The following is a 23,087-nucleotide window of genomic DNA, read 5'->3' on the forward strand; positions in this document are numbered from 1 at the left end:
AAAACATGAAAATTAATCTCAAAAAAACAGCCCTTTTGTTAACCGGTATACTGACGTGCGGAAAGTTATTTGCCCAGGTGCCGGATACAACGCAAACTTCTGCAGATTATGTAAAACCATTTGCAAAGGATAACAGCTATCGCACCTGGTCAATTGGTTTTAGTGGGGGCGTTTTATCAAGTTACACCATATTGGGTTCAAACAAACATCTTGATTTTACTTCGCCAAATGCACAACTCGGGTACGGTGGCTATATAAAAAAACAAATAACGCCTGCATTTGGTATAGAGGGCGATCTGTTGGCCGGTAAACTGACGAGCGATAACAGCCAACCTGACGCAGTGGGTAAAACCTACGATAGCTTTAGCACAAAACTGCGTTACGCATTAAGTTTAGGTGCTAACGTCACTGTCGGCAACATTAGCTGGCATGATAATGCGGGCGCTATTCAACCATACGTAACTGCGGGCGGAGGAATTATAGGATATAAACCGGTTTTAACAGCTAATGGAACCTCGTCAAATTTCAAAACAACTGATAATGGTGTTATAAATGAGTTTTTTATTCCGATAGGGGTGGGACTTAAAATTAACGTAGCAAAGGGGATAAATATTGATTTAGGTTACCAGGTTAACTTTGTTTATTCTGATAATCTCGACGGGTACAATTATGGGACAAATAATGACAAATTTTCTTATGCCCACATCGGTTTGGAATTTGCGATAGGCAACAAATCAAAGCCTCAAATGGCTGTATATAACCCAGTTTCGTCGATGCGGGCTGAGTATATGATGGAAAATCAAAATACCAGGGCTCAATTACAAAGCCAGATAGATGCCCAAAAGGTACAAAATGACCAGTTAAAAGCCGACCTGGCAACCACAAACGCAACACTTGCTAAATTCACCGCAGATAGCGATGGCGACGGCGTAGCCGATTTCTACGACAAATGCCCCAACACACCTGCCGGAACAAAGGTTGATGGCGCAGGGTGCCCGTTACCTGTTGCAAAGCCTGAGGTTAAGGTTTATGTAACTGAAGATGACAGGCGCGTGGCAAGAGAAGCTGTAAAAAATCTTGAGTTCGATTTCGGTAAGGCAACTATTCGCCAGCATTCGGATGAAAGCCTCAATAAATTAGCACAATTAATGGTTGCCAAAAAATTCAGTTTAAAATTATCCGGGTATACTGATAATGTGGGCTCGGTTGATGCAAACCTGAAGCTGTCAAGGGATCGTGCTGAAGCCGTTAAAACATATCTTGCAACCCAGGGCGTCGATCCTACGAAGATAACCGCCGACGGTTATGGAAAGGCCAGCCCTATAGCTAGCAATAAAACGGCGAAAGGCCGCCAGCAAAATAGGAGGGTTGAGTTTAGCCTGAATTAACATTAAAAGTTTACGTAAATAACAAAGCCGCTTAAAAGCGGCTTTGTTATTTACGGATTTAGCTGATTAATATTCAACCTCAAAAAATTCTGCCAGTGAACCAAAATAGCTGTTATCCCATCCTTCAATAATATCCTGGTAATCAGCGTCGGGAATGTTGGTGTGTTTCAATTCCACCGATGTCGCAGTTTTATCGGGATGCATTTTAATAGTTACTATCGACGCTTCCGGCTGCCCGTCAAAATACCATTGCTGAACTATCTTTTTGTCTTCTTCAAATTCAATATTCTTACCCACGATACTCCCTTCCCACAGGGAAAATTCAGATCCCGGCTCTGTCGACATTTTAGCGCTTTCGCCAGTCCACAATTCAATGGTAAGCGGATTTGTTAATGCAGTATAGATTTCTTCGGGCGTTGCGGGTAAACGGTAATATTTTTTAAAGTCTTTCATGTTTTTTGTCTGAATCAGAATTTTCAGAATTTGTAAATTTACAGAATCTAAGCGTACGATAAAGGATTCTGAAAATTCTTTAATCCTGAAAATTCTGATTCAGACAGTATTATCCGAGTGGCCATACAGTTTTCCCGTAAACCTCATTCAATACATTGGCAATGCCCGCATAAATAGCTGACGCACCGCAGAATATACCTTCATATCCGGCTAATTTACCTATAGCTTCATTACCGGTACCATGCTCGGCGGCCAGTAAAAAGAATAATATTACTAAGGTTCCAAAAACAACCTGTAGCGCACGGTTCAATTTAAGTGTACCGAAAAATAGGAAGAGTGTGAACAGTCCCCACATAATTAAATAGGCACACATACCGCTTTCTGATGGCTTTGCCGCCCAACCAAATTTGGGAATAACAATCAGGCCCACCAACGAGAGCCAGAAAAATCCATACGATGTAAATGCCGTTAAGCCAAAAGTATTATTCTTTTTTGCTTCAATTATACCGGCAATTACCTGCGCCAGGCCGCCGTAAAAGATTCCCATGGCAAGGATCATTGAATTCATTTCAAAGAAGCCAGCATTATGAAGATTTAGTAATACTGTGGTCATGCCAAAGGCGCAAAGACCAAGCGGAGCAGGATTGGCAATGCCATCCTTAATCGCAACCGGAGTTGTTGGAATCATAGTTTAAAGGTTTTTATAATTGGTTTATAATGCAATTTAACTGTTCCTTTCACATTTCCCAATTTTTTCTGCAAACTGATCTGTAACTTTATGGTTAACAATCTAACTATGCAAAAATTAGTGCTGCTACGCCACGGCGAAAGCGTTTGGAATAAGGAAAATCGATTTACTGGTTGGACAGATGTAGATCTATCTCCTGAAGGCGTCAATCAAGCCAAAAGGGCCGGAGAGCTATTGAAAGAAAAGGGGTATAATTTTGATATTGGGTTTACATCGCTATTGAAAAGATCGATAAAAACATTGCATATCGTGCTGGAAGAGCAGGATCATCTCTGGATCCCTGTTCAAAAATCATGGCGCTTAAACGAACGCTTTTATGGAGCATTACAGGGATTAAATAAGGATGAAACTATAGCTAAGTACGGACCCGAACTTGTACAAAAATGGCGCCGGGATCCCCATGAGCTGCCGCCTGCCATAACAAAGGATGATGACCGTTATCCCGGGAAAGACCTGCGGTATAAAGACCTTACAGAGCGCGAATTACCTTTGACCGAGAACCTGAGTGAAACCATGGATCGGGTTTTACCTTTCTGGAATGAGTTTATTGTCCCCTCTATGCGTCGGAATCAAAAAGTAATTGTATGCGCTCATGGCAACAGTTTAAGAGCTTTAATACAGTATATCGATCATCTCACTGACGAAGAAGTTACTCAATTAGATTTGCCGACAGGTGTGCCGTTAGTTTATGAACTGGATGAGGGCTTGAATAGAATTAGGCATTATTATTTGGAAGAGTAAGAATTAGATTTAATTCTGTTAAATTAGGTCTTGGTAAAGCCGCCAAAAACTAACGTTAATGGAATGCCGCCGACATGAGTTATTATTCGAAATTTACGCAACAGTTTTATATAGGCCTAGTGTGGGTCGTAGTTATTCCTGCATTATGCTTCGTAAAAAGCTTCAAACAAACCCACACTATTGATTCTTCTTTCATTACTATGATTTTGGTTTTATTTTCTGTCTATTTGAGACCTGTTTTAACGATTTTCTTTTTAAAAGTTTTAAAACAGCCTATCCTTACCGCAAATGACACTTACGTTTTTGACCACTTTGAAAGAATGAAATATTATTGGGAAGATATCGACGAAATAGTCGCAGATGATGAAAAACTTCAGGTGCAATTACATGACCCACGAAAATATGTTAATCAAATCCCTTACTATAGATTAATTGATTTATTAAAATATAAAGTGTTCAAGATAAAACCTGACTTTTCGATTGATATGCACTTAATAAAAATCAAAAAAGGTGAGCATAAATTATTCCTTGAAAAACTTGACGAGTGCAGTATAGCCTCTATGACTTCTTAACCCATCGCCTTATTCAATGCGATTATTGCCGTATCAAAGTCTTCTCTTGCTATCAAAAATTGAATATTTACCTTACGCAGGGCAAAACCGGCGCTTTTAATGTTAATATCGTTCTCTGCTAAAGCGTTTGCTGATTTGGCTAATAAGCCCGGCCTGTCCATGTTAGAACCGATCAGACATACCATCGCTGCTTTTTCAACCGTCACTTTCTCAAAACTATCTTCCAACTCATGGATCAGCTTCTTGTTGAAATCCTTTTCCCAGATCACTATCGAGATGCTGTTAGCATTAGTTGCCTTAAAGTTATAGCTGATGCCATGATCGTAAAAGGTTTGCATAATGCTTAAGTCGCTGCCGGGCGTGCCCACCATCGACGGATCATAAATATCAATGATCATTACCTTTTCGGTGCCGGTAATTACTTCAACCCGTTTGTGCTCACAGATATAGTCCTTTGTGATAAGGGTGCCGGGATGCTCAGGGTCAAATGTGTTTTTAATTCTAAGATTTATATTATTGATTTCCAATGGCTTTGATGCCTTTGGGTGAATTGCTTCCATACCTACATCAGCCAGTTGATCGGCCACATCGTAATTGGTGTTACCAACCGGGTAGCAGTTATCTATGCCCACCAAAACAGGATCGGCAGTACATAAATGGTATTCCTTATGGATAATGGCCTCTTGTGGCTTAACCGCAACAGCTATTTTACTGAATGTTACTTCTGAATATCCGCGATCAAACTCGCGCATGATCCCTTCGGTACCCTTTGCGTAGCCGGTAACAATGCATATAGTATTTGCAAAATCAATATGTTGCAACTCCCGTTTAATGCGCTGATCTATCGTGTAGGAGTGGTGGTCGTGGAAACCGCTTAAATCGACCAGGGTAGCATTAATACCCATGTTTTGTAAAATATTGGCAAAATTAAACGCAGAATGACTTTCGCCTATTGATGCCAGGATCTCCCGTGCAGCCTGTAAAATCCCCTCATTACTTACATAGCCTGATGTAAGAATGTTTGCAAGGTTCTCCAGGTAGGTTTGCGCTTCCTTTACACGTTTTTCAATGAACTGGTCTGCATCATCAATATTTAAACCTAAACTCTCATAACTCTTGTTGATCTGCTTAAGTTTTACGATCAACTCGCTTAGCGGTTTATGAAAATCTCTGAAATTTGCCAGGTTATGATAAACGCCAGGCTCACCTGTCTTCTTATTTTCAAGCAGCAGGTTAGTTACTCCTGAAAATGCTGATACGACAAAAATGCGGTTGTATAATTCCTGGCCGCTGCGGTTAAAAAGGATGATGTTATTGATAACATCGTTAAGTGCGGTCATGGAAGTGCCGCCGATTTTTTCTACTGTTAACATTATAAAAGATATACGCTATAAGCGCAGGTATTAAAACTATGCCTGTAATAATTAAAGTTTATTATTAATTGATATACAGGTTTTTATGGTTTATATTGATTTTTTGCCTTGGATGATTTGCTATTGATTTGATAAGCTTTTTATCGAAATGACGCGTTTATTCAGGCTTATGATATAAGTCTCCTGCCTTTGCAGCCGAGAGTTTTATACCCTTGATCATAGCCGAACTGAAGCCATTGTGTTCCATCTCATTTAAGCCCGCAATGGTACAGCCGCTCGGTGACGTTACCTTATCTATTTCCTGTTCCGGATGCGATGCCAGTTGTAATAACAAATCGGCAGCTCCCTTTGCAGTTTGAGCCGCCATTTTCAAGGCATCATGTGCATGGAAACCGATTTCTGTACCACCTTGTGATGCCGCGCGGATCGATCTTAAAAAGAAGGCTATGCCACAGGCGCATAAAGCAGTTGCAGAAGTCATCAGCTCTTCATTTATCTGTATAGTAACCCCAACAGTGTCAAACAAGGAACGGACAAAGTTAATATTCTTTGGCGTGCCATTGTCCGTGGCAATACAGGTCATGGAATGCCCGATGGCTATGGCTGTGTTTGGCATTGCACGTACAACCTGCACATTTAAATCAAGCTGTGTACGGATATCACCACAACTAACACCCGAAACTACTGATATAAGTAGTTGTTTTTCAGGCTTCATTGTTGGCTTTATTTCATCTAAAAGCTTATTTAGCTGATGCGGCAAAACCGCTAACACCACAAAATCGGCCTTTCTTACCGCCTTTAGGTTATTATCGGTTACATGATATCCCTGCTCTGCAAACGGAGCAAGTGCACCCACGTTTCTTCGTGTCAATGAAATTTGTTGCGGTTTGCAGATCCCCGCCTTTACAAGCCCTTTTGCTAATGAAAGGCCGATGTTACCGCTGCCCAATATGGCAATATGCTGTTGTGAGTTCATTTGCTTTTGCTTAAAAGTGTTCCAAATGGTTTATCGTCCTTCAATTTACCAAGATCATTGGAATGACCTATTATTACGCCTTTTACCCCGCATGATATGGCGGCAAAGGCGTTATCCAGCTTGGGTAACATTCCGCTGTGAATTATTTGCTGTAGTTTTAATTCTTCATACCGTTGCGGATCAAGATCCTGGATCAGCGAATCTTCATCGTTAACATCCTTCAAAACACCCTTCTTTTCAAAACAATAAATAAGGGTGGTATCGTATAGTTCTGAAAGCGTAACTGCTAATGCCGATGCTATCGTATCTGCATTTGTATTTAACAACTGGCCCTCGCCATCATGTGTTAAAGCGCAAAAAACAGGGGTGAAGCCTGCATCCATTAAGTTTTTTAAATTTTGCGGGTTGATTGAGTTGTCATCAATATCACCCACAAAACCATAGTCTATAGTTTTTACCGGACGTTTTTTCGCGCGGATAAAATCGCCGTCTGCTCCGGTTAGCCCAATTGCATTGGTGCCAAACCTTTGCAGCTGAGCCACAATGTTCTTATTGATAAGGCCGCCGTATACCATAGTAACCACACGCAGCGTTTCAATATCTGTTATGCGCCTGCCGTCAACCAGCTTAGGTTCAATACCTAACGTTTCAGAAAGTTGGGTTGCTACCTTACCGCCACCGTGCACCAAAATTTTATAGCCATCAAGAGATGTAAAATCCTTTAAAAATTTGTGCAGGTTTTCGGAATTATCAATAACATTTCCACCAATTTTTATAACGTACAGGTTGTTATTCGCCTTGTTATTGGTTGAAACCGTATTGATTTTGCCCATATTATGCCGGTTGTTAACAAATAAAAGTTAAAAAACTTCAATTAATCACTTATACGGGATAAAATTACTAAAAAATAGCCTATTAAGTTAAATAAATGAAGATAAAATGAACATTTTAATGTCAAACGTGAGGAATTGTCAAGGTTTAAGGATGGACATTTTTAAATGGTTTTGCAAATTTAATAAAATCACACCAGTTATTTTTATAAAACTCATGCGTCAATCAATTGTATTTAAATTGCCACTGGCAATAAGTTTACAATACATTAATGAAAGATTGTGTATAATTGAAATTTACAAACAAATATGTTTACTGTTACATCTGAAGATAAAACTAATAGTTCGAGGCCCAGGGTAGTTATTGTTGGTGGTGGATTTGGCGGCCTTGCCCTGGCTCAAAAATTAAAAAATGCACCGGTTGATATCCTGTTGCTCGACAAACACAATTATCATACATTTCAACCCTTATTGTACCAGGTTGCCATAGGATCGATCGAAGCGGATTCAATAGGTTTTCCCATCCGCCGGATCTTTACAAAGCAAAATAATTTCAGCTTTAACCTTGCAGAAGTTCAAAAAGTAAACCCCGAAGATAATACGATCTCAACGGATGTAGGAACCATTCATTATGATTACCTGGTTATAGCAACCGGCTCCAACACCAATTTTTTCGGAAATGAGCAAATTGAGCATTTTGCCATGCCGATGAAAAATATTCCCGAAGCGCTGAATTTGCGCAGCCTGATTCTCCAAAACCTGGAAACAGCTCTGGTTACTACGGACATGCGTGAAAAATTTGCGCTTATGACCTTTGTAGTTGTAGGTGGCGGCCCAACCGGCGTTGAACTTTCCGGTGCCTTAGCCGAGATGCGGCATTTGATCTTGGGAAAGGATTACCACGGGTTGAGCAAATACGATATGCGGGTTTATTTGGTCGAGGGTAAGGACAGGCTGCTCGCCGCTATGTCACCACAAGCATCTGAGAAAGCAAAAAAGTTTTTAACAGATGCTGATGTAACCATATTCAATAGTGCACATGTACAAAGTTATGATGGGTTTTATTTAACTATTGATAACGGAAAGACTATAAAAACCCGTAACGTTTTATGGGCGGCAGGGGTAAAGGGCGAAGTTCCGGATGGAATCCCGGCTGAAACTATTACCCGCGGAAACCGCATCCAAACCGATGAAATCAATAGGGTAAAGGGTTATCAGAATATATTTGCAATTGGTGACGTATCTGCAATAATAACCCCGGAAACACCAAACGGGCACCCGGGAGTGGCGCCGACGGCGATCCAGCAAGGCCAATGGCTGGCTAAAAATTTGGTCCATTTAATTAAGAATGAGCCGACGAAGCCATTTATCTATAAGGATAAGGGATCATTGGCCACCATAGGCCGGAACCAGGCGGTCGCCGATTTGGGTAAACTCCGTTTCCAGGGATTTTTTGCGTGGTTGCTTTGGGGTGTCGTACACTTAATGTCTCTTGCTGGGTTTGCGAACAAGGGTATCATATTCTTTAGCTGGTTTCTAAACTATTTTACAAAAAATAGTGATAACAGGCTGATAATACGAAGCTTTAATACCGAGACCCGGAGAACTAACGAAGCCTCAAAATAGAAAACATCCTGTTTTAAAACATTGTTGAGCATTTTACATTACTAAGTAATATATTCAACAATGGGATTATTCCTCATCATTACGCTGTTGATTGTAGTCAGCGCCTTTTATTCGTATGTGAATGCCCGCTTTTTTAAACTGCCGGGCACCATTGGCATTATTACAATTGCTATAATAGTTTCGGTAGTCACCATTGCTATCGATAAGCTTGATCCGGCTATCGCAAGTTACCTTACCGTTTTGGCAAAGAACATCAATTTTTCAGGCGCGGTATTAAATATAATGCTTGGCTTTTTGCTTTTTGCGGGCTCATTCAATTCAAATACAAAGCGATTAAAAAGAGAATTGCGCCCGGTTTTTGTTTTGAGTACACTGAGTGTTATACTCTCTACGGGTGTTTTTGGCGTTCTTTTTTACTACGGAACGATGTTGTTTAATATCCACATGTCGTTTGTTTATTGCCTTTTGTTTGGAGCCCTGATCTCACCTACAGACCCTGTAGCGGTCGGGGCTATCATCAAAACTTCAAAACTTCCGGCAAACCTGGCAACTATTATTTCCGGAGAATCGTTGTTTAACGATGGTGTAGGGCTTGTACTTTTTATAACCATCCTGGAGGCTATAAATTCAGGTGTTGCTAATGTGAACTTTGCACAAACTGCGATATTATTTGCCAGGGAGGTTTTCGGAGGTATTGGATTAGGATTAATTTTAGGGTTTGTCGCATTCCGGCTAATGAAATCAATTACCGACTTTCAAACCATTGTGCTGGTTTCATTATCAGTGGTGATGAGTGTTTCAGTTATTGCAACCTATCTCCATTTATCTATCCCCTTAGCCGTGGTATCCGCCGGATTATTTATGGGCAACCGGACGATCAATATCGATGAAAAAGAGCGATCACACGAAGCGTTGGAGAAATTCTGGCAACTGATAGATGAAATGCTGAACACCATTCTATTTGTGATGATCGGGCTGCAGATGGTTAATCTGCCTTACATAACTAATTACTGGTTAACCGGTGGAATTGCTATTCTGCTCATTTTAATTGCCCGCTGGCTGAGTATTTTATTGCCACTAACCTTCCTGCGGCGTACGCTAAATGTGAACTATAAAAACATCAATATTTTAACCTGGGCAGGGGTGAGGGGCGGTATTTCCATTGCGCTGGCACTGTCATTACCAACTAGCCCCTATCGGCATATTATATTATGCGGCAGTTACTTTATAGTGATATTTTCTATTGTAGTGCAGGGGCTTACTTTGAATAAATTGATAAATTCTTCATTGAAGGATAAAGAGGCGAATTAATCCATCTCTCACCAGTCTGCAATTCGCTCCATCTGAGCGCAATATTGGTAGAAAAATATAAATAAAGAATTTTCGCTCCGTAGGTGCGTAACAAAATGCGGAGTTACGCACCTACGGAGCGCATTTGCAATTTATTATTTCTTGCTACCAATATTTGACCCCGATGGGGTCAGGCGTGCGATAAAAAAAACTTATTTTGCTAATGATTTCATATAATCAGCAATCTCCTTTTCTGTAGTAATGGCTGATTTTTCTAAATCTTCAATGATATTCTCCCGTTCCTTTTCAGACCGGTTTTGGCTGAGCTTCTTTTTGGCTTGCAGGTCATCAACAATTATTTGAAAGGCAACAATGCCTTTCATCATTTTTTGTTTGTAATCGTCGGTCAAACCCTCGTATCGCTTTAGATAGTCAGCCTCATAATATTGAATGGTTTCTTTTAATAATGCCGCCTTATTTTCTTCGCCGTTTAACAAAAAGCAATCGCCATAAGCATGTACGGCAAGGTAGTTCCAGGTTGGTACATTTTGCTCTTTCTCGTAGTTTTTGGGAGAGATATAGGCGTGAGGCTCAGTAAATATTACTAAGGCACGGTTATTTACAATATCGTTTGCTTGTGGGTTCGCTTTTGCAAAATGAGATAATAAAATTAACTGGCCGTCAACTTCCTTAATAATAAAAGGTAAATGTGTAGCAGTGGGGATATTATCCTTAACGGTTACTATCGTCGCAAAGCTGTACCGCTTAATAAAGTCGATGACTTCCTTATGATTTGGGAACTGGTTAAAGGATGGGATGTACATTTATAGAGTTGGTTAATTAAGTTAGTGGTTGGCTTCCAGCATCCTTTTTAATACCGCTTGAGCGGCCCAAACCCGGTTAGCCGCTTCATGAACTACAATTGAGTGTTTGCCATCCAATATTTCTGATGAGAGCTCAAGATCACGCCTCACCGGCAGGCAATGCATTACTTTTGCGTCGTTGGTTATCTTTAATCTTTCGTTGGTAAGCATCCAGTCCTCGTTGCCGGGGAAGATCTGCCCGTAGGGCTCGTAAGCTGACCAGTTTTTCACATATATAAAATCCGCGTCAGCTAAAGCTTCATCCTGGTTGTTGGTAATTTTTGCGCCTTGGGTGAAATCGGTACAAAGTTCATAACCTTTTGGATGGGCAATGGTAAAATCAACATCAGCCTTGCACATCCATTCGGCAAATGAATTGGGTACTGCCTGCGGTAATGGTTTTATGTGTGGCGCCCATGTTAAAACAACCTTGGGCTTGCTGCGGGTTTTTAATTCTTCAATGGTGATCAAATCTGCCAGGCTTTGTAATGGGTGACGGGTTGCCGATTCCAAACTCACAACTGGTACACCGCAAAACTCTACAAACTTATTGAAGATCATCTCGCCGTAGTCCTCGTCGCGATCCTTCAATCCCGGGAACGAACGTACCCCGATAATATCGGCATACTGTCCCATAACAGCGGCTGCTTCGCGGATATGCTCAACGCTGGTGCCATTCATAATCACGTTATCGCGCAATTCCAAGGCCCAGCCTTCTTTATCCATATTCAGCACCATTACATTCATGCCCAGGTTCAATGCAGCCTTTTGGGTGCTCATTCGGGTACGCAGGCTCGGGTTTAAAAATACCAGTGCCATGGTCTTGTTTTCTCCCAGGTCCTTATAAGCGTAAGGGTTTTGTTTAAGATGTAACGCCTCCTTAACAAGTGCGTTTACGTCGGGAACGTCATTTACAGAGGAAAATAGTTTCATGGGTTTTACCTATAATTCTTTCCTTTGAGAAAGAGTATTTTATATTAAATTGTAGCGTATATTCCTATACTTCTATCTTTGGTCAACTTTTCAATTCAATGGGTCGACGAACAATTTATATCATCCTTCTTATTTTAGCCTTAGCCTTCACACTTTATGAAGAGCTGCATTTAAGAAAATACCTATTTGCACATCATAATTATCTTTTGGCAGGGTCTCTTCCCAATTTTTTAGCTGCTGTAATTATGTCCTTTGCTTACATGATTATAAAAAATCCATTGCAAAACAACTTAATTATCAAGGGAATCACCGGCCTTGTAAGTGGCCTCATTCTTTATGAATTTGTACAACCGCTAATGCCTCATATGGTTTTTGATATAAACGACATTTTAGCCTCTATACTTGGCGGCCTAGTCTCTTATGTCATTATTTATTTTATCAACCAATCAATTCCCAGGGCTGCTAATTAATTTAGAATAGCAGCAAATGCCTCTAAAAACCTGTCGGCATGTGCCTTGGTTAAGTTAAGCGCAGGCAGAAGTCTTACCACGTTTGGTTTAGCCTCACCGGTAAATATGTTATGCTTGAACAATAGTTCCTTCCGTACATGGGCCAATTCAGCAGGTAGTTCAATACCAATCATCAATCCACGACCCCGAACCTCGGTAACCTGTTTAAACTTCCTGATTTCCTCAGCCAGGTAAGCCCCAACTTCAGCAGCGTTTTGCATCAGGTTATCCTGCTCCATCACTTCAAGCACTGCCAAACCCGCCGCACAGGCTAAATGATTACCCCCAAAGGTAGTACCCAGCATACCATAGGCAGGTTGAATTTTTGGCGATATAACGATGCCACCTATGGGGAAGCCGTTACCCATGCCTTTGGCCATGCTATAAATATCAGCATTAATGCCCGCAAAATCATGCGAGAAAAATTTACCGGTACGACCGTAACCACACTGTACAGAATCCGCTATAAATACGGCGTTATTAGCATCGCAAAGTGATCTGATCTTCAGTAAGAAGCTTTCTGGCGCAACCTGGATTCCACCCACGCCCTGGATGCCCTCAATAATTACCGAAGATATTTCATTTTCAGCGAACGCTTGCTCCAGCGCCGCCTCATCCTTCCATGGTAAAAATATCACGTTGTCGGTTTCGTTAACAGGGGCAACAATCTTAGGATTATCGGTAACAGCAACTGCCAAAGATGTACGTCCATGGAAGGCGCCTTTAAAAGCGATGATCTTCTTTTTGCCATTATAAAAAGACGCCAGTTTTAGCGCATTCTCATTCGCTTCGGCACCCGAGTTACATAAAAACAATTGATAATCCTCTTTACCGGAAACGTGCCCCAGCTTTTCAGCAAGTTGTTTTTGTAAGGGAATCTCAATTGAATTTGAATAAAAACCTATCTGGTGAAGCTGATCTTCCAATCGTTTAACATAATGAGGATTTGTGTGACCGATAGATATAACGGCGTGACCGCCGTAAAGATCTAAATACTCAGTTCCTTTATCGTCAAAAACAAGACTGCCAACGCCTTTAACAATGTTAATTGGATTGATAGGATAAACGTCAAATAGTTTCATATGCCCCAAACCCCTAAAGGGGCTTTAAAAAGTTAAATAATAATTTCTTCTAAAAGCCGGTGGCTTTTAGTTTTAAACCCGCTTTCTCATCAAGTCCGAACATCAGATTCATATTTTGCACAGCCTGGCCGGATGCACCTTTGAGCAGATTATCCAAAATACTGATGATCAAAAGCTTATTCCCGTGCTTTTTAACCTGGATAAAGCATTTATTGGTATTCACAATCTGTTTTAGATCGATGTCGCGACTGGTTACATGCGTGAATGGGTGCGCATCATAATATTGATGGTAAAGCTTTAATGCATCGGCTTCTGTTACATCGGTATCAATGTACATCGAGGCAATTATGCCTCTTGTAAAATCACCCCGGTAAGGGATAAAGTTTATCGGCTCGTCAAATCCTGCCTGCAGTTGTTTTAACGACTGGCCGATCTCGTTTAAATGCTGGTGCTCAAATGCCTTGTAAACCGACAGGTTATCATTACGCCAGGTAAAGTGGGTTGTCGCTGATGGGCTTTGTCCTGCACCGGTTGATCCGGTGGTGGCGGTAACATGGACTTCGCTATTCAGCAAACCTTTTGATGCAAGCGGAAGTAAACCTAACTGCAAACAGGTAGCAAAGCAACCTGGATTAGCAATGTTTTTGGCTTCTTTTATGGCTTCCCTGTTTAACTCGGGCAAACCGTAAATAAACTCCTTAGTTCTTGTTTTATGGCTTGATACATCGTTCTTTAACCTGAAATCCTGGCTCAGATCGATGATCTTAATATTTTCAGGGATGGGGTTAGCTTCTAAAAACTTCTTCGCATCTCCGTGACCAACACAAAGAAAAAGCACGTCGATATTATAAGCCAACTCGGCTGCGAACTTAAGATCGGTATCTCCAAACAGATCGGTGTGCACATCATAAACATGGTTGCCGGCATTGCTGCTGCTGTGTACAAACGCGATCTCGACATTTGGATGGTTGATCAGAATGCGCAGCATCTCGCCGCCGGTGTAACCTGCTCCGCCAACAATGCCTGCTCTTACGATGCCCCCCCCGCCCCCTAAAGGGGAGGCCTGACTGGCATAATCACTATTTTGTAAATTCATAACGTCTTTTTTAATAAGAGTTTAAATAACTCCCCCTTCAGGGGGCTGGGGGGCATTCACCTTATGATAGATCATTACCTGGTTGCCAAATATTTTGGAGAACCCTTTAACATCTTCGCCGCTCCATGAGTTATTCATCTCGCCATAGGTGCCAAATTTGTTCGACATCAGATCATGTGCCGACTCGATACCTACAATTTGGAAACGGTAAGGATGTAATTGTACAAATACTTTACCGCTAACATTTTGCTGTGTATCTGATAAAAACGCCTCGATGTTGCGCATGATAGGATCGTGGAATTGGCCTTCATGCAGCCAGTTGCCATAGAAGGATGATAGCTGATCCTTCCATGAAAGCTGCCATTTAGTTAATACATGTTTCTCCAGTGTGTGGTGAGCCTTTATAATAACCATTGGTGCTGCAGCTTCAAAGCCTACACGGCCTTTTATGCCGATGATGGTATCACCTACGTGAATATCCCGGCCGATACCGTATGGTTGTGCTATAGCCTGCAATGCCTGGATAGCTTTTGTCGGATGATCAAATTTTTCGTCGTCGATGCCGATTAACTCGCCTTTTTCAAATACAAGCTCAAGGTTCTTTACTTCTGTCGAGGTTACCTGTGTAGGCCATGCTTCTTCCGGTAAGCCTAAATTAGAGGTAAGGGTTTCTTTGCCGCCAACCGATGTTCCCCAAATACCTTTATTGATAGAGTATTTAGCCTTTTCGAAATTCATTTCCACACCATGATCCTTCAGGTACTGGATCTCTTCCTCGCGGCTTAGTTTTAAATCACGGATAGGGGTGATGATCTGTACTTCCGGAACAAGGATGTTGAAGATCATATCAAAGCGAACCTGGTCGTTACCCGCACCGGTACTGCCGTGGGCAACAAATTCGGCGCCGATCTCTTTAGCATAATTAGCGATGGCTGTAGCCTGGCTAACCCGCTCCGCACTTACCGAAAGGGGATAAGTGTTGTTTTTTAATACATTACCATAGATCAAAAAGCGAACGCAGGTATTGTAAAAGTTTTCTGTTTCGTCAACTACGTGGTGAGAGGTAACCCCCATCTTGTACGCGCGTTCTTCAACTCCCTTTAATTCTTCCTCGCTGAAGCCGCCGGTATTAACAATTACGGAATGAACTTCATAACCTAAGTCCTGTGTTAAATAGATGCAGCAGAATGAGGTATCTAATCCGCCGCTATAAGCTAAAACAACCTTTTTTTTCATCGATGTGTATTTATGTTGAGACACAATATTTTGTGTCTCTTGTAGTTCGTTTATTTATTCTTTGTATTCAAAGACACAAAGTACTGCGTCTCTACGTTGCGCTGTATGAGAATTTATCCATCCTCTTTTTAATCGCATTTTCAATTCGTTCAAGCAGCGTTGCCTTATGCGTGATCTTTTTCATCTTGTCTTCGTATTCCTTCTGCTTCTCAGCAGGATCAAACAGCATGGCAGTGCACATACAATTCTTACGGCCTTTACTGGTTAGGATATCAAAGTTCACGCAGCTTTTGCAGCCTGCCCAGAAGTCTTCGTCTTGTGTAAGTTCAGAATAGGTTACCGGTTCATACCCAAGTTCAGAGTTTATCTTCATTACAGCCAGGCCGGTTGTAAGACCAAAGATCTTTGCATTGGGATATTTTGCGCGCGATAATTTGAAAATATTTTCCTTTATCGCCTTGGCAAGCCCTTCCTTCCGGAACTGCGGACTTACAATTAAACCTGAGTTTGCAACGAAATCACCATGGCTCCAGGTTTCTATATAGCAGAAACCTGCCCAGGTACCATCTTTATGAAATGCTATAACAGCCTTGCCTTCCAGCATCTTATTGGCTACATATTCGGGAGAGCGTTGCGCAATACCTGTACCGCGTGCCTTAGCCGACTCGGCCATCTCATCACAAATCTGAGGGGCAAAATCTACATGCTGTGCGGTTGCAACCTGGATGTCAAAATCTTTAATCATTGAAATAGAAAAATTACCGTTAAATTATTTGCCATTTAAAGCGTTAATAATTAGATGATTTTTTTTGATGAGGTTTAATATAAACCTCAATGGGTTAAGGAAGAGAAATAAATCAAACCCGGGGCATGTACGGCCTTCGTCGTGAAGGCGAAAATAAAAAAACAGTTGAAACCAAAGCAGCTGCAACCGGAGCAAATATCGCTCTGATTAATGGCTTATTTAAGCTTTGTTGATTCATTTTTATGTTGTTTTTATTGTTTTTTAAATTTTGTGCAAAGTATTGCATTAATTTTTATTTATGCAAGAAAAAAATGATTATTGTTAGGTTGTAAATGTTGTAGTTGTTTTAAGGGTTATAATTGTTAAAAATATCTGATGTCTGTCCCTTTAATACAAAAAACGTAACTTCTTCAACCTTTACAACCACTATAACGTTTTCAACCTTTAAAAATAATATCCGCCAAAATCATCTCCGCGTGCACCCTTGAGTTTTCAATAAACCACAGGTGCGTATCCATACCGCCGCAAACTACACCGGCAAGGTATAGGCCGGGCAAATTGGTTTCCATGGTTTCGGGGTTATAGGTGGGTATAAATTTGTCGTCTGTTAAGGTAATCCCTAACTTCTTAAGAAAATCAAAGTTTGGTTTATAACCGGTCATTGCCATAACGAAATCGTTAGGGATGGTAACAAGGCCGGCAGGCGTTTCAATATCAATTTCGTTTTCACGAATTGCTTTTAAATTAGAATTAAAGTAGGCTTGTACACTACCTTCCTTTATCCGGTTGATGATATCCGGTCGCACCCAATATTTAACCCGGTGGCTAACTTCTTCGCCACGGATCACTAGCGTAACCTCAGCTCCCTTACGATATGTTTCGAGTGCTACATCGATAGCCGAATTGCTTGACCCAACCACTACCACTTTTTGCATGGCATAATAATGAGGGTCTTTATAGTAATGTTTTACTTTGGACAGGTCCTCTCCGGGGATATCAAGCGTGACGGCAATATCATAAAAACCGGTTGAAAGGATTACCTTTTTTGCCTGGTATGTTGCCTTGCTGGTTGTTACAGTGAAAATATCATCCTGTTTAACCAGCCCGGTAACTTCTTCGAACAGATTAATGGGTAGATTATTTGACGTAGCAACCCTGCGGTAATATTCCAAAGCTTCCGAACGGGTTGGCTTGTTGCTAATTGTTACGAATGGGATCCCGCCAATTTCCAATTTCTCTGAAGTAGAGAAGAAGGTCATGGTGGAGGGATAGTTGTATAATGAATTTACAAGGCAACCTTTTTCGACGATTAAAAAGGTAAGTCCGGCTTTTTGAGCTTGCAGTCCGCAGGCTATTCCTATCGGGCCGCCACCTATGATGAGTATATCGAGCATTTAAGAAGATGTTTGTGCGAAGATAAGCACATTTAGTTCATAGTAAAGTCATGAAAAATGGGAAGTGGATATTTGTCGGCGGGGAAAAATAAAGGCACAAAAAAGGGTAAGCTACTTTTATCGCGCCGCTCAACTCTCTACCCTTGCTGCGTTCCCACCCTGGGGGAGTTCAAGAGGAGCTGGCCGTAAAAGACTTACCCCGGCGCAAAGATAGAAAAAGGTTTGTTTTCGGTTAATAAATTGTTAAAAAAGGAAATTTATTGTGATAAAGTTTAGGTTTTGATATGCTGAACTATTGTAATACAATTAGTTAACGAATTTAAAAAACTGCAATTTATTTGGGAAAAACAGCTGCATGTTGATTAAAACAGGCTAAACTGTGACGAAACAACTGGTTTTTCTGCCGGTACCGGCGCTTTTAGCTTCGAATTAACGAAGGTGTTGAAATCAAGCCGGCGATTAAATGGCAATTCCTTATATACCTTGTAGCTTCTATCATGACCGATCATATCCCGGCGCAGGATGGTTAATTTATCTACTTTAAATTCTTCGTTCCATTCCTGTTTGCTAACATAGGGCCAAAGTTTTTTAAATGCTGTCGACGGTAAGCTTCGGGCTATGGTTATATGCGGCACAAAGGTGCCGCCACTAAAAAAGCGCTTCAGGTGTTTAAACCAAATAGTAGTTCCGGGGTTTTGCTCAAGTCTTGCGTAAATGGTTGGGTTTTCCTCGTGATGAAAAAAATCAAACCCGTTTACACTGATTGGCAATGAGGGTAGGGTTAACAGCTCCCGCTCCAGTTTGGGCATCAGCGCATCTATCCATACCGGTTTTTTACGCGGCCATTGCTGAATACTGATGTGCGCCTTTGAATATTTACCCTCATAATCGCCAATAATGGCAGCGCTATCCTCCTTGATTCGTTTTATGCGTTTGCACACACTATCAGATGGGGTAAGCACTATTAAATAATCCTGGTAACCTGTCATAACATCAATGATTTAATAAAACAAATATTGCTAATATTTTTAGTATTTGCAAATCGTTTTGAAATTAATTTTCACTAAAATGCCAGCAGCCTGTTCCCAAAATGCAATTCTCGATAGACTTTCCATTCATTATGTTCAGCAAAGGTATCACGATGCAAAATGGTGAGATAGTTAACAATAAACGAATGCTTAAATTCCCGTTGCTCAAAATTTGGCCATAGTTTATTGAATGCAGTTGCCGGGATATTACGGGCAATTGTAATGTGAGGCACAAAGTTATTAAGCTTGATGCCCATTTGCATGCTGAGTAGTTTAAACCATTTGTTAGCGCGATCTGTTAGTTCTATTTTTGCATATATTGTGCTGGCTATATGATTGTTATTAAAATTACCGAAACCATTTAAATACAATTCAACCGGTGGCATGGTACTTAACCGCTGCCCCATTCTGGCGATGGCGGCTTGCGCCAAAAAAGGTTTACAACGCACCTGGTGCGTTACAGTAATATAGGCCCGGTTGTGCATCCCTTCGAAATGCCCTATAGCATTTACCGATGCCCGCTTATACCTGCTGACCTCCTTAACCAAGTCGCCCGGCAAGGAAATTATCATCAAATAATCAGTGTAGGCAGTCATCAGCATCAATAATTTTACGATGCTAAAATGCTAATATATTTAGTAATTTCAATTTATTTTTTACTTTTGTTTTATGCCTGCAAAACGCACCATAATGCATATTGATCTTGATTCGTTCTTCGTATCTGTTGAGCGGAAGTTCGATCCGTCACTTATCGGCAAGCCGGTAATTATTGGCGGATCGGCAGAACGGGGCGTTGTGGCCAGTTGCAGCTATGAAGCGCGTAAATATGGAGTGCATTCAGCTATGCCAAGCCGGCAGGCTGCGAAGCTTTGTCCACATGCAATATTTTTACGGGGCTCGCACGGCAGGTATGGCGAGGCCAGCAGGGAGGTTACGGAGATTATCCATAATGCGGTGCCGCTATATATGAAAACATCTATCGACGAGTTTTATATCGATTATACCGGCATGGACCGCTTTCATAATTGCTATAAACATGCCGGCGAGCTAAGACAAAAAATAATGCGGGAAACAGGACTTCCCATTTCTTTTGGCATGTCGTCGGGTAAAACGGTGTCAAAAATGGCTACAAACCAGGCTAAACCAAACGGGCAGCTTTATATCCCTCATGGTAAGGAAAAAGACTTTCTGGCACCCCTTGCGATAGGGAAGATTCCAGGCTTGGGGGAAAGTACAGCCGCCAAACTGCATCAATACGGTATTGAGCGAATTGGTCAGCTGCAAAAAATGGATATCCGTTTTTTGGAGACCATTTTCGGCAAGATGGGCGCCTTTATATGGGAAAAGGCTAATGGTATTGATCACGGCGAAATAGTGCCGCACAGCGACCGTAAATCCATATCCACGGAGCATACCTTCCATACCAATATAGCCGATAGGCAAAGCATTGAAACCATACTTGTTTCCATGACCGAAGAGCTGGCATCTAAACTGCGCAAGGAAAACAAGGTAGCCTCATGCCTGGCTATAAAGGTGCGCTATGCAAATTTTGAAACCCACACCCAGCAGGAAAAGATCTCGTTAACAGCGGCAGAGCATATCCTGATCCCCGGCGTAAAAAATCTGCTCAAAAAAGCATGGAACCAGCATAGGCCGATAAGATTAATAGGAGTAAGGCTCAGTAATCTTTGCAGCGGGAGTTACCAGATCAATCTTTTTGAAGACAACGAGGAGAAGATCAGGCTTTACCAGGCTATGGATAAGATCAATTTTAAATTTGGCGAAAAAACGATTTGCCGGGCAGCCGGAATGGCAATAGGGACGAGGAATTTCAACCCGTTTATGCGTGGCTAAACTAAGATTTTTAAGATATGAACGATTTTAGGATTTTAAAAGCAAGATAAGATCATAGAATCCTATCAATCCAATAAATCTTAGTTTAAGAACAAAATCCTTATCTTATCGTTATTTATCATATACTAATTTGATTCGACATGAAAAAACCAATCACAATAACCGGCTTTTGTTTTATGCTGATATTTAGCATAACAGCGTCTGCCCAGGTAATCCAGGGAAATTACGCCATTAAAAATGTACAAACAGGCATGTTATTGAGGGTTAAGGATGCACATTCAGAAAACGGCACACCACTGGTTGCCTACTATCCCGAAAACTGGAAATGTATGACCTGGAACTTCAAACATGTTGACGGCAATACATATCAGCTGCAAAACCTGCTCACCCACAAAACATTTCAGCCAAAAAGCAGCAGCGATGCTGGTGTTGCACTTGAAGAGCAGCCTGTTAACACAAATGCCGCTACCCAACAATATGAATTTGAGAAGGTTGATAAGGATGTGTTTATGATAAAACTAAAAGGTACAGATCTTTATGTGACGACATCTGATAAAAAAGGTGGCGTAAATTCGCAGATCATTTTGGCTAAAAAGACTAATACTAAAGATCAATACTGGGGTATCTACGAACAGGCGCCAACTATGTAAACTAAGATTTTTAAGATTAGTGTGATTATAAGACCTTGAGAGTCGAAGTTCTCCTGAAATCCTAACAATCCAATAAATCTTAGTTCAATAACCGCTTCATTAACAAGTCAGTCTGCAAATCATCGCCCAAAACAAATTCATGGCTGCTGAATACTTCAAAGTCGTTATGCTTGTAGAAAGCGAGGGCATTGTGGTTGTTTTCCCAAACGCCCAGCCACACATATTTAAATTTTTTATTGGTTGCAGTTTCTATCGCAAAATCCAAAAGCTGCTGGCCTACCTTTTTTCGCTGGTGATCCTGTGAAACATAAATGCGCTCAATTTCCATTGCATCAGCCTCCCTGAATTCTGTTTGGGCATTGCTAAAGTTCAGTTTGAGGTACCCGGCTATCTCATCGCCGATCATTGCAAAATAAAATTCAGAATCGGGGTTTATCAACTCCGAAAGCATTTTTTGGGAAGTAAATGCAACAGAAGCGTAAGCCTCCATATTTGCAGGATCATTTAGCGGCCCAAAAAAGTGAAAGAATGTGGCTTTGCTGAATTCGAGCAAGACTGCGGCATCGGTTATTTCAGCTTTAACAATGGTTATATTAGCAGAAGACATTGGTGTAAATTAATCGAATTGTTCTTGTAAACGGATCAGGCGGTCAATCATCAAATTTAGCTTTTCTTCCTCGTTCTTAAACATCCTGGGCTTTAAATAAAAGGTAATAAACAGGAACCATAAAATAATTGATCCGTAGGTTATTAGCTTGAAGTAAGTAGGCGCATCTTCCAGTACCTCAATGAAATATAAAGTTAAACCCACGCTGATCAGCAGCATAAAAACATAATAAAACCAGCCGATAACTTTACTCCTGTTTTTCTGGTAATCTTTAAGGGTATTGAGGTATTCTGTAGGATTTTGGGTGAGATCGTGCTTGTTTAATATATGATAGTGACGTACAATGAGGGACAGGTACATCAGCATAGTGACCAAAATAATCAGGATGCCAACAATGGTAGCAGGCGACCGGAATGCAAAAAAGAACGTTATAATAAAAGCACATGCAATAAGCGCTATCATCGCCACAATTCCCCAATATAACCGGCTGGTTATACCACGAATCCCTTTCTTAACCTGCTTAAGCGCCTCGTCCACCGAAAGCTTGTCGTGTTTTGGCTGTCCCTGCCAAACCGACATTAAATGCTCAAATTCTTTCATAGTGGTTATACAATTCTGTTAACTTCTGTTTAATACGATAAATCTTCACCCGCAGATTTCCCTCCGATATTCCCGAGATATCTGCTATCTCAGGGTATGGCACCTCATCAAGCACCATAGTAATTATAATTCTTTCCGACTCTTCCAACTTCGATATACACTTATAGAGCAAGGCAACCTGCTCGTTCTTTTCAGATAATTCCTCTTTTTTTGTTTCTGCAATTAAAGGTGTAAGTTCGTCTTTTGCCTGTCGTTTTTCCGAACGCAGGTAAGTAAGACAGGTATTAACAGCAATGCGGTAGATCCAGGTTGAGATCATCGCCTGGTTCCTGAATTTATCAAGATTTTGCCAAACCTTCAAAAATGTTTCCTGTAAAAGATCGCTCGCAGCATCATCATCCCCCGTATAACCATAGCATAAATGGTAGATTTTTTTTGAATTGGCTTCGTAAATTTTCTTAAAAGCTGCTTCTTTTTCTGCCACTATCAGTTA

Annotated in this window: 25 protein-coding genes and 1 other RNA gene; 8 read left to right on the plus strand and 18 right to left on the minus strand. The window is 41.0% G+C overall.

Going from position 1 to position 23,087, the window contains the following annotated elements:
- Positions 1-5 precede the first annotated feature (5 nt).
- Positions 6-1,388, plus strand: a complete 1,383-nt coding sequence (locus tag KXD93_RS03360) for a DUF6089 family protein (RefSeq protein ID WP_258135449.1) — start codon at positions 6-8, stop codon at positions 1,386-1,388.
- A gap of 66 nt (positions 1,389-1,454) precedes the next feature.
- On the opposite strand, the gene KXD93_RS03365 is transcribed toward KXD93_RS03360, so the two are convergent.
- Together KXD93_RS03365 and KXD93_RS03370 are read right to left on the minus strand one after the other, a co-directional pair.
- Positions 1,455-1,841, minus strand: a complete 387-nt coding sequence (locus tag KXD93_RS03365) for an SRPBCC domain-containing protein (RefSeq protein WP_258135450.1) — start codon at positions 1,839-1,841, stop codon at positions 1,455-1,457.
- A 109-nt stretch (positions 1,842-1,950) separates the two neighbouring features.
- A complete protein-coding gene (locus KXD93_RS03370) occupies positions 1,951-2,529 on the minus strand; it encodes an acetate uptake transporter (RefSeq protein ID WP_258135451.1) in 579 nt (192 codons plus the stop codon).
- A 108-nt stretch (positions 2,530-2,637) separates the two neighbouring features.
- Here KXD93_RS03370 and gpmA point away from each other — a divergent pair, with 108 nt between their 5' ends.
- Both gpmA and KXD93_RS03380 read left to right on the plus strand, forming a co-directional pair.
- Positions 2,638-3,330, plus strand: a complete 693-nt coding sequence (gpmA, locus tag KXD93_RS03375) for a 2,3-diphosphoglycerate-dependent phosphoglycerate mutase (protein ID WP_308726279.1) — start codon at positions 2,638-2,640, stop codon at positions 3,328-3,330.
- Positions 3,331-3,530: 200 nt separating this feature from the next.
- Positions 3,531-3,902: a hypothetical protein gene (locus KXD93_RS03380; RefSeq protein WP_258135453.1), complete on the plus strand. Its 372-nt coding sequence runs from the start codon at positions 3,531-3,533 to the stop codon at positions 3,900-3,902.
- On the opposite strand, the gene KXD93_RS03385 is transcribed toward KXD93_RS03380, so the two are convergent.
- The 3 genes from KXD93_RS03385 to argB all read right to left on the minus strand — a co-directional run bounded on the left by KXD93_RS03385 (position 3,899) and on the right by argB (position 7,084).
- On the minus strand, positions 3,899-5,275 hold the full coding sequence (locus KXD93_RS03385) for an aspartate kinase (protein ID WP_258135454.1): 1,377 nt from the start codon (positions 5,273-5,275) through the stop codon (positions 3,899-3,901). The two genes, KXD93_RS03380 and KXD93_RS03385, sit on opposite strands and share 4 nt — an antisense overlap.
- A gap of 157 nt (positions 5,276-5,432) precedes the next feature.
- The gene (proC, locus tag KXD93_RS03390; RefSeq protein WP_258135455.1) at positions 5,433-6,251 is read right to left on the minus strand and encodes a pyrroline-5-carboxylate reductase; all 819 of its coding nucleotides are present in this window, start codon (positions 6,249-6,251) and stop codon (positions 5,433-5,435) included.
- Positions 6,248-7,084: an acetylglutamate kinase gene (gene argB / locus KXD93_RS03395; protein ID WP_258135456.1), complete on the minus strand. Its 837-nt coding sequence runs from the start codon at positions 7,082-7,084 to the stop codon at positions 6,248-6,250. Before argB ends, proC begins: the two co-directional genes overlap by 4 nt.
- 306 nt (positions 7,085-7,390) lie before the next feature.
- Between argB and KXD93_RS03400 the strand changes: the two genes are divergently transcribed.
- Complete coding sequence (locus KXD93_RS03400) at positions 7,391-8,707, plus strand: NAD(P)/FAD-dependent oxidoreductase (RefSeq protein ID WP_258135457.1); 1,317 nt, start codon at positions 7,391-7,393, stop codon at positions 8,705-8,707.
- Positions 8,708-8,767: 60 nt separating this feature from the next.
- Positions 8,768-10,018: a cation:proton antiporter gene (locus tag KXD93_RS03405; RefSeq protein ID WP_258135458.1), complete on the plus strand. Its 1,251-nt coding sequence runs from the start codon at positions 8,768-8,770 to the stop codon at positions 10,016-10,018.
- 191 nt (positions 10,019-10,209) lie between these two features.
- Here KXD93_RS03405 and KXD93_RS03410 read toward each other — a convergent pair whose 3' ends face one another.
- Together KXD93_RS03410 and KXD93_RS03415 are read right to left on the minus strand one after the other, a co-directional pair.
- The gene (locus KXD93_RS03410; protein WP_258135459.1) at positions 10,210-10,821 is read right to left on the minus strand and encodes an FMN-binding negative transcriptional regulator; all 612 of its coding nucleotides are present in this window, start codon (positions 10,819-10,821) and stop codon (positions 10,210-10,212) included.
- 21 nt (positions 10,822-10,842) lie between these two features.
- Positions 10,843-11,793, minus strand: a complete 951-nt coding sequence (locus tag KXD93_RS03415; protein ID WP_258135460.1) for a Rossmann-fold NAD(P)-binding domain-containing protein — start codon at positions 11,791-11,793, stop codon at positions 10,843-10,845.
- A 98-nt stretch (positions 11,794-11,891) separates the two neighbouring features.
- On the opposite strand from KXD93_RS03415, the gene KXD93_RS03420 reads away from it, so the two are divergent.
- Positions 11,892-12,263: a hypothetical protein gene (locus KXD93_RS03420; RefSeq protein WP_258135461.1), complete on the plus strand. Its 372-nt coding sequence runs from the start codon at positions 11,892-11,894 to the stop codon at positions 12,261-12,263.
- Here KXD93_RS03420 and KXD93_RS03425 read toward each other — a convergent pair.
- The 8 genes from KXD93_RS03425 to KXD93_RS03460 form a co-directional block, all read right to left on the minus strand.
- Positions 12,260-13,384 carry an aspartate aminotransferase family protein gene (locus KXD93_RS03425; protein ID WP_258135462.1) on the minus strand — a complete coding sequence of 375 codons (1,125 nt, stop codon included), beginning with the start codon at positions 13,382-13,384 and terminating at the stop codon, positions 12,260-12,262. The two genes, KXD93_RS03420 and KXD93_RS03425, sit on opposite strands and share 4 nt — an antisense overlap.
- 49 nt (positions 13,385-13,433) lie before the next feature.
- Positions 13,434-14,480, minus strand: coding sequence for an N-acetyl-gamma-glutamyl-phosphate reductase (argC, locus tag KXD93_RS03430; RefSeq protein WP_258135463.1), 1,047 nt, complete (start codon positions 14,478-14,480; stop codon positions 13,434-13,436).
- 21 nt (positions 14,481-14,501) lie between these two features.
- Positions 14,502-15,716 (minus strand): argininosuccinate synthase, encoded by a 1,215-nt coding sequence (gene argG, locus KXD93_RS03435; RefSeq protein ID WP_258135464.1) that lies wholly within the window; start codon positions 15,714-15,716, stop codon positions 14,502-14,504.
- A gap of 91 nt (positions 15,717-15,807) precedes the next feature.
- The gene (locus KXD93_RS03440; RefSeq protein WP_258135465.1) at positions 15,808-16,461 is read right to left on the minus strand and encodes a GNAT family N-acetyltransferase; all 654 of its coding nucleotides are present in this window, start codon (positions 16,459-16,461) and stop codon (positions 15,808-15,810) included.
- 437 nt (positions 16,462-16,898) lie between these two features.
- Positions 16,899-17,855 carry a YpdA family putative bacillithiol disulfide reductase gene (locus tag KXD93_RS03445; RefSeq protein WP_258135466.1) on the minus strand — a complete coding sequence of 319 codons (957 nt, stop codon included), beginning with the start codon at positions 17,853-17,855 and terminating at the stop codon, positions 16,899-16,901.
- Between the two features lie 101 nt (positions 17,856-17,956).
- Positions 17,957-18,055, minus strand: an RNA gene (gene ffs / locus KXD93_RS03450) — signal recognition particle sRNA small type.
- Positions 18,056-18,217: 162 nt separating this feature from the next.
- Positions 18,218-18,844 carry a 2'-5' RNA ligase family protein gene (locus tag KXD93_RS03455; protein ID WP_258135467.1) on the minus strand — a complete coding sequence of 209 codons (627 nt, stop codon included), beginning with the start codon at positions 18,842-18,844 and terminating at the stop codon, positions 18,218-18,220.
- Between the two features lie 74 nt (positions 18,845-18,918).
- Positions 18,919-19,479 (minus strand): 2'-5' RNA ligase family protein, encoded by a 561-nt coding sequence (locus tag KXD93_RS03460; RefSeq protein WP_258135468.1) that lies wholly within the window; start codon positions 19,477-19,479, stop codon positions 18,919-18,921.
- Positions 19,480-19,552: 73 nt separating this feature from the next.
- Here KXD93_RS03460 and dinB point away from each other — a divergent pair, with 73 nt between their 5' ends.
- Both dinB and KXD93_RS03470 read left to right on the plus strand, forming a co-directional pair.
- Positions 19,553-20,737, plus strand: coding sequence for a DNA polymerase IV (gene dinB, locus KXD93_RS03465; protein WP_258135469.1), 1,185 nt, complete (start codon positions 19,553-19,555; stop codon positions 20,735-20,737).
- Positions 20,738-20,877: 140 nt separating this feature from the next.
- Positions 20,878-21,387, plus strand: coding sequence for an RICIN domain-containing protein (locus tag KXD93_RS03470; protein ID WP_258135470.1), 510 nt, complete (start codon positions 20,878-20,880; stop codon positions 21,385-21,387).
- A 79-nt stretch (positions 21,388-21,466) separates the two neighbouring features.
- Here the strand turns inward: KXD93_RS03470 and KXD93_RS03475 are convergent, their stop codons facing one another.
- The 3 genes from KXD93_RS03475 to KXD93_RS03485 are packed head-to-tail and all read right to left on the minus strand — an operon-like array spanning position 21,467 to position 23,078.
- The gene (locus KXD93_RS03475; protein ID WP_258135471.1) at positions 21,467-21,994 is read right to left on the minus strand and encodes a GNAT family N-acetyltransferase; all 528 of its coding nucleotides are present in this window, start codon (positions 21,992-21,994) and stop codon (positions 21,467-21,469) included.
- 9 nt (positions 21,995-22,003) lie between these two features.
- On the minus strand, positions 22,004-22,594 hold the full coding sequence (locus KXD93_RS03480; RefSeq protein ID WP_258135472.1) for a hypothetical protein: 591 nt from the start codon (positions 22,592-22,594) through the stop codon (positions 22,004-22,006).
- Positions 22,581-23,078, minus strand: coding sequence for an RNA polymerase sigma factor (locus KXD93_RS03485; RefSeq protein ID WP_258135473.1), 498 nt, complete (start codon positions 23,076-23,078; stop codon positions 22,581-22,583). Before KXD93_RS03485 ends, KXD93_RS03480 begins: the two co-directional genes overlap by 14 nt.
- Positions 23,079-23,087: the final 9 nt, after the last annotated feature.

It is taken from the genome of Mucilaginibacter phenanthrenivorans (assembly GCF_024721155.1).
Lineage (GTDB): Bacteria > Bacteroidota > Bacteroidia > Sphingobacteriales > Sphingobacteriaceae > Mucilaginibacter > Mucilaginibacter phenanthrenivorans.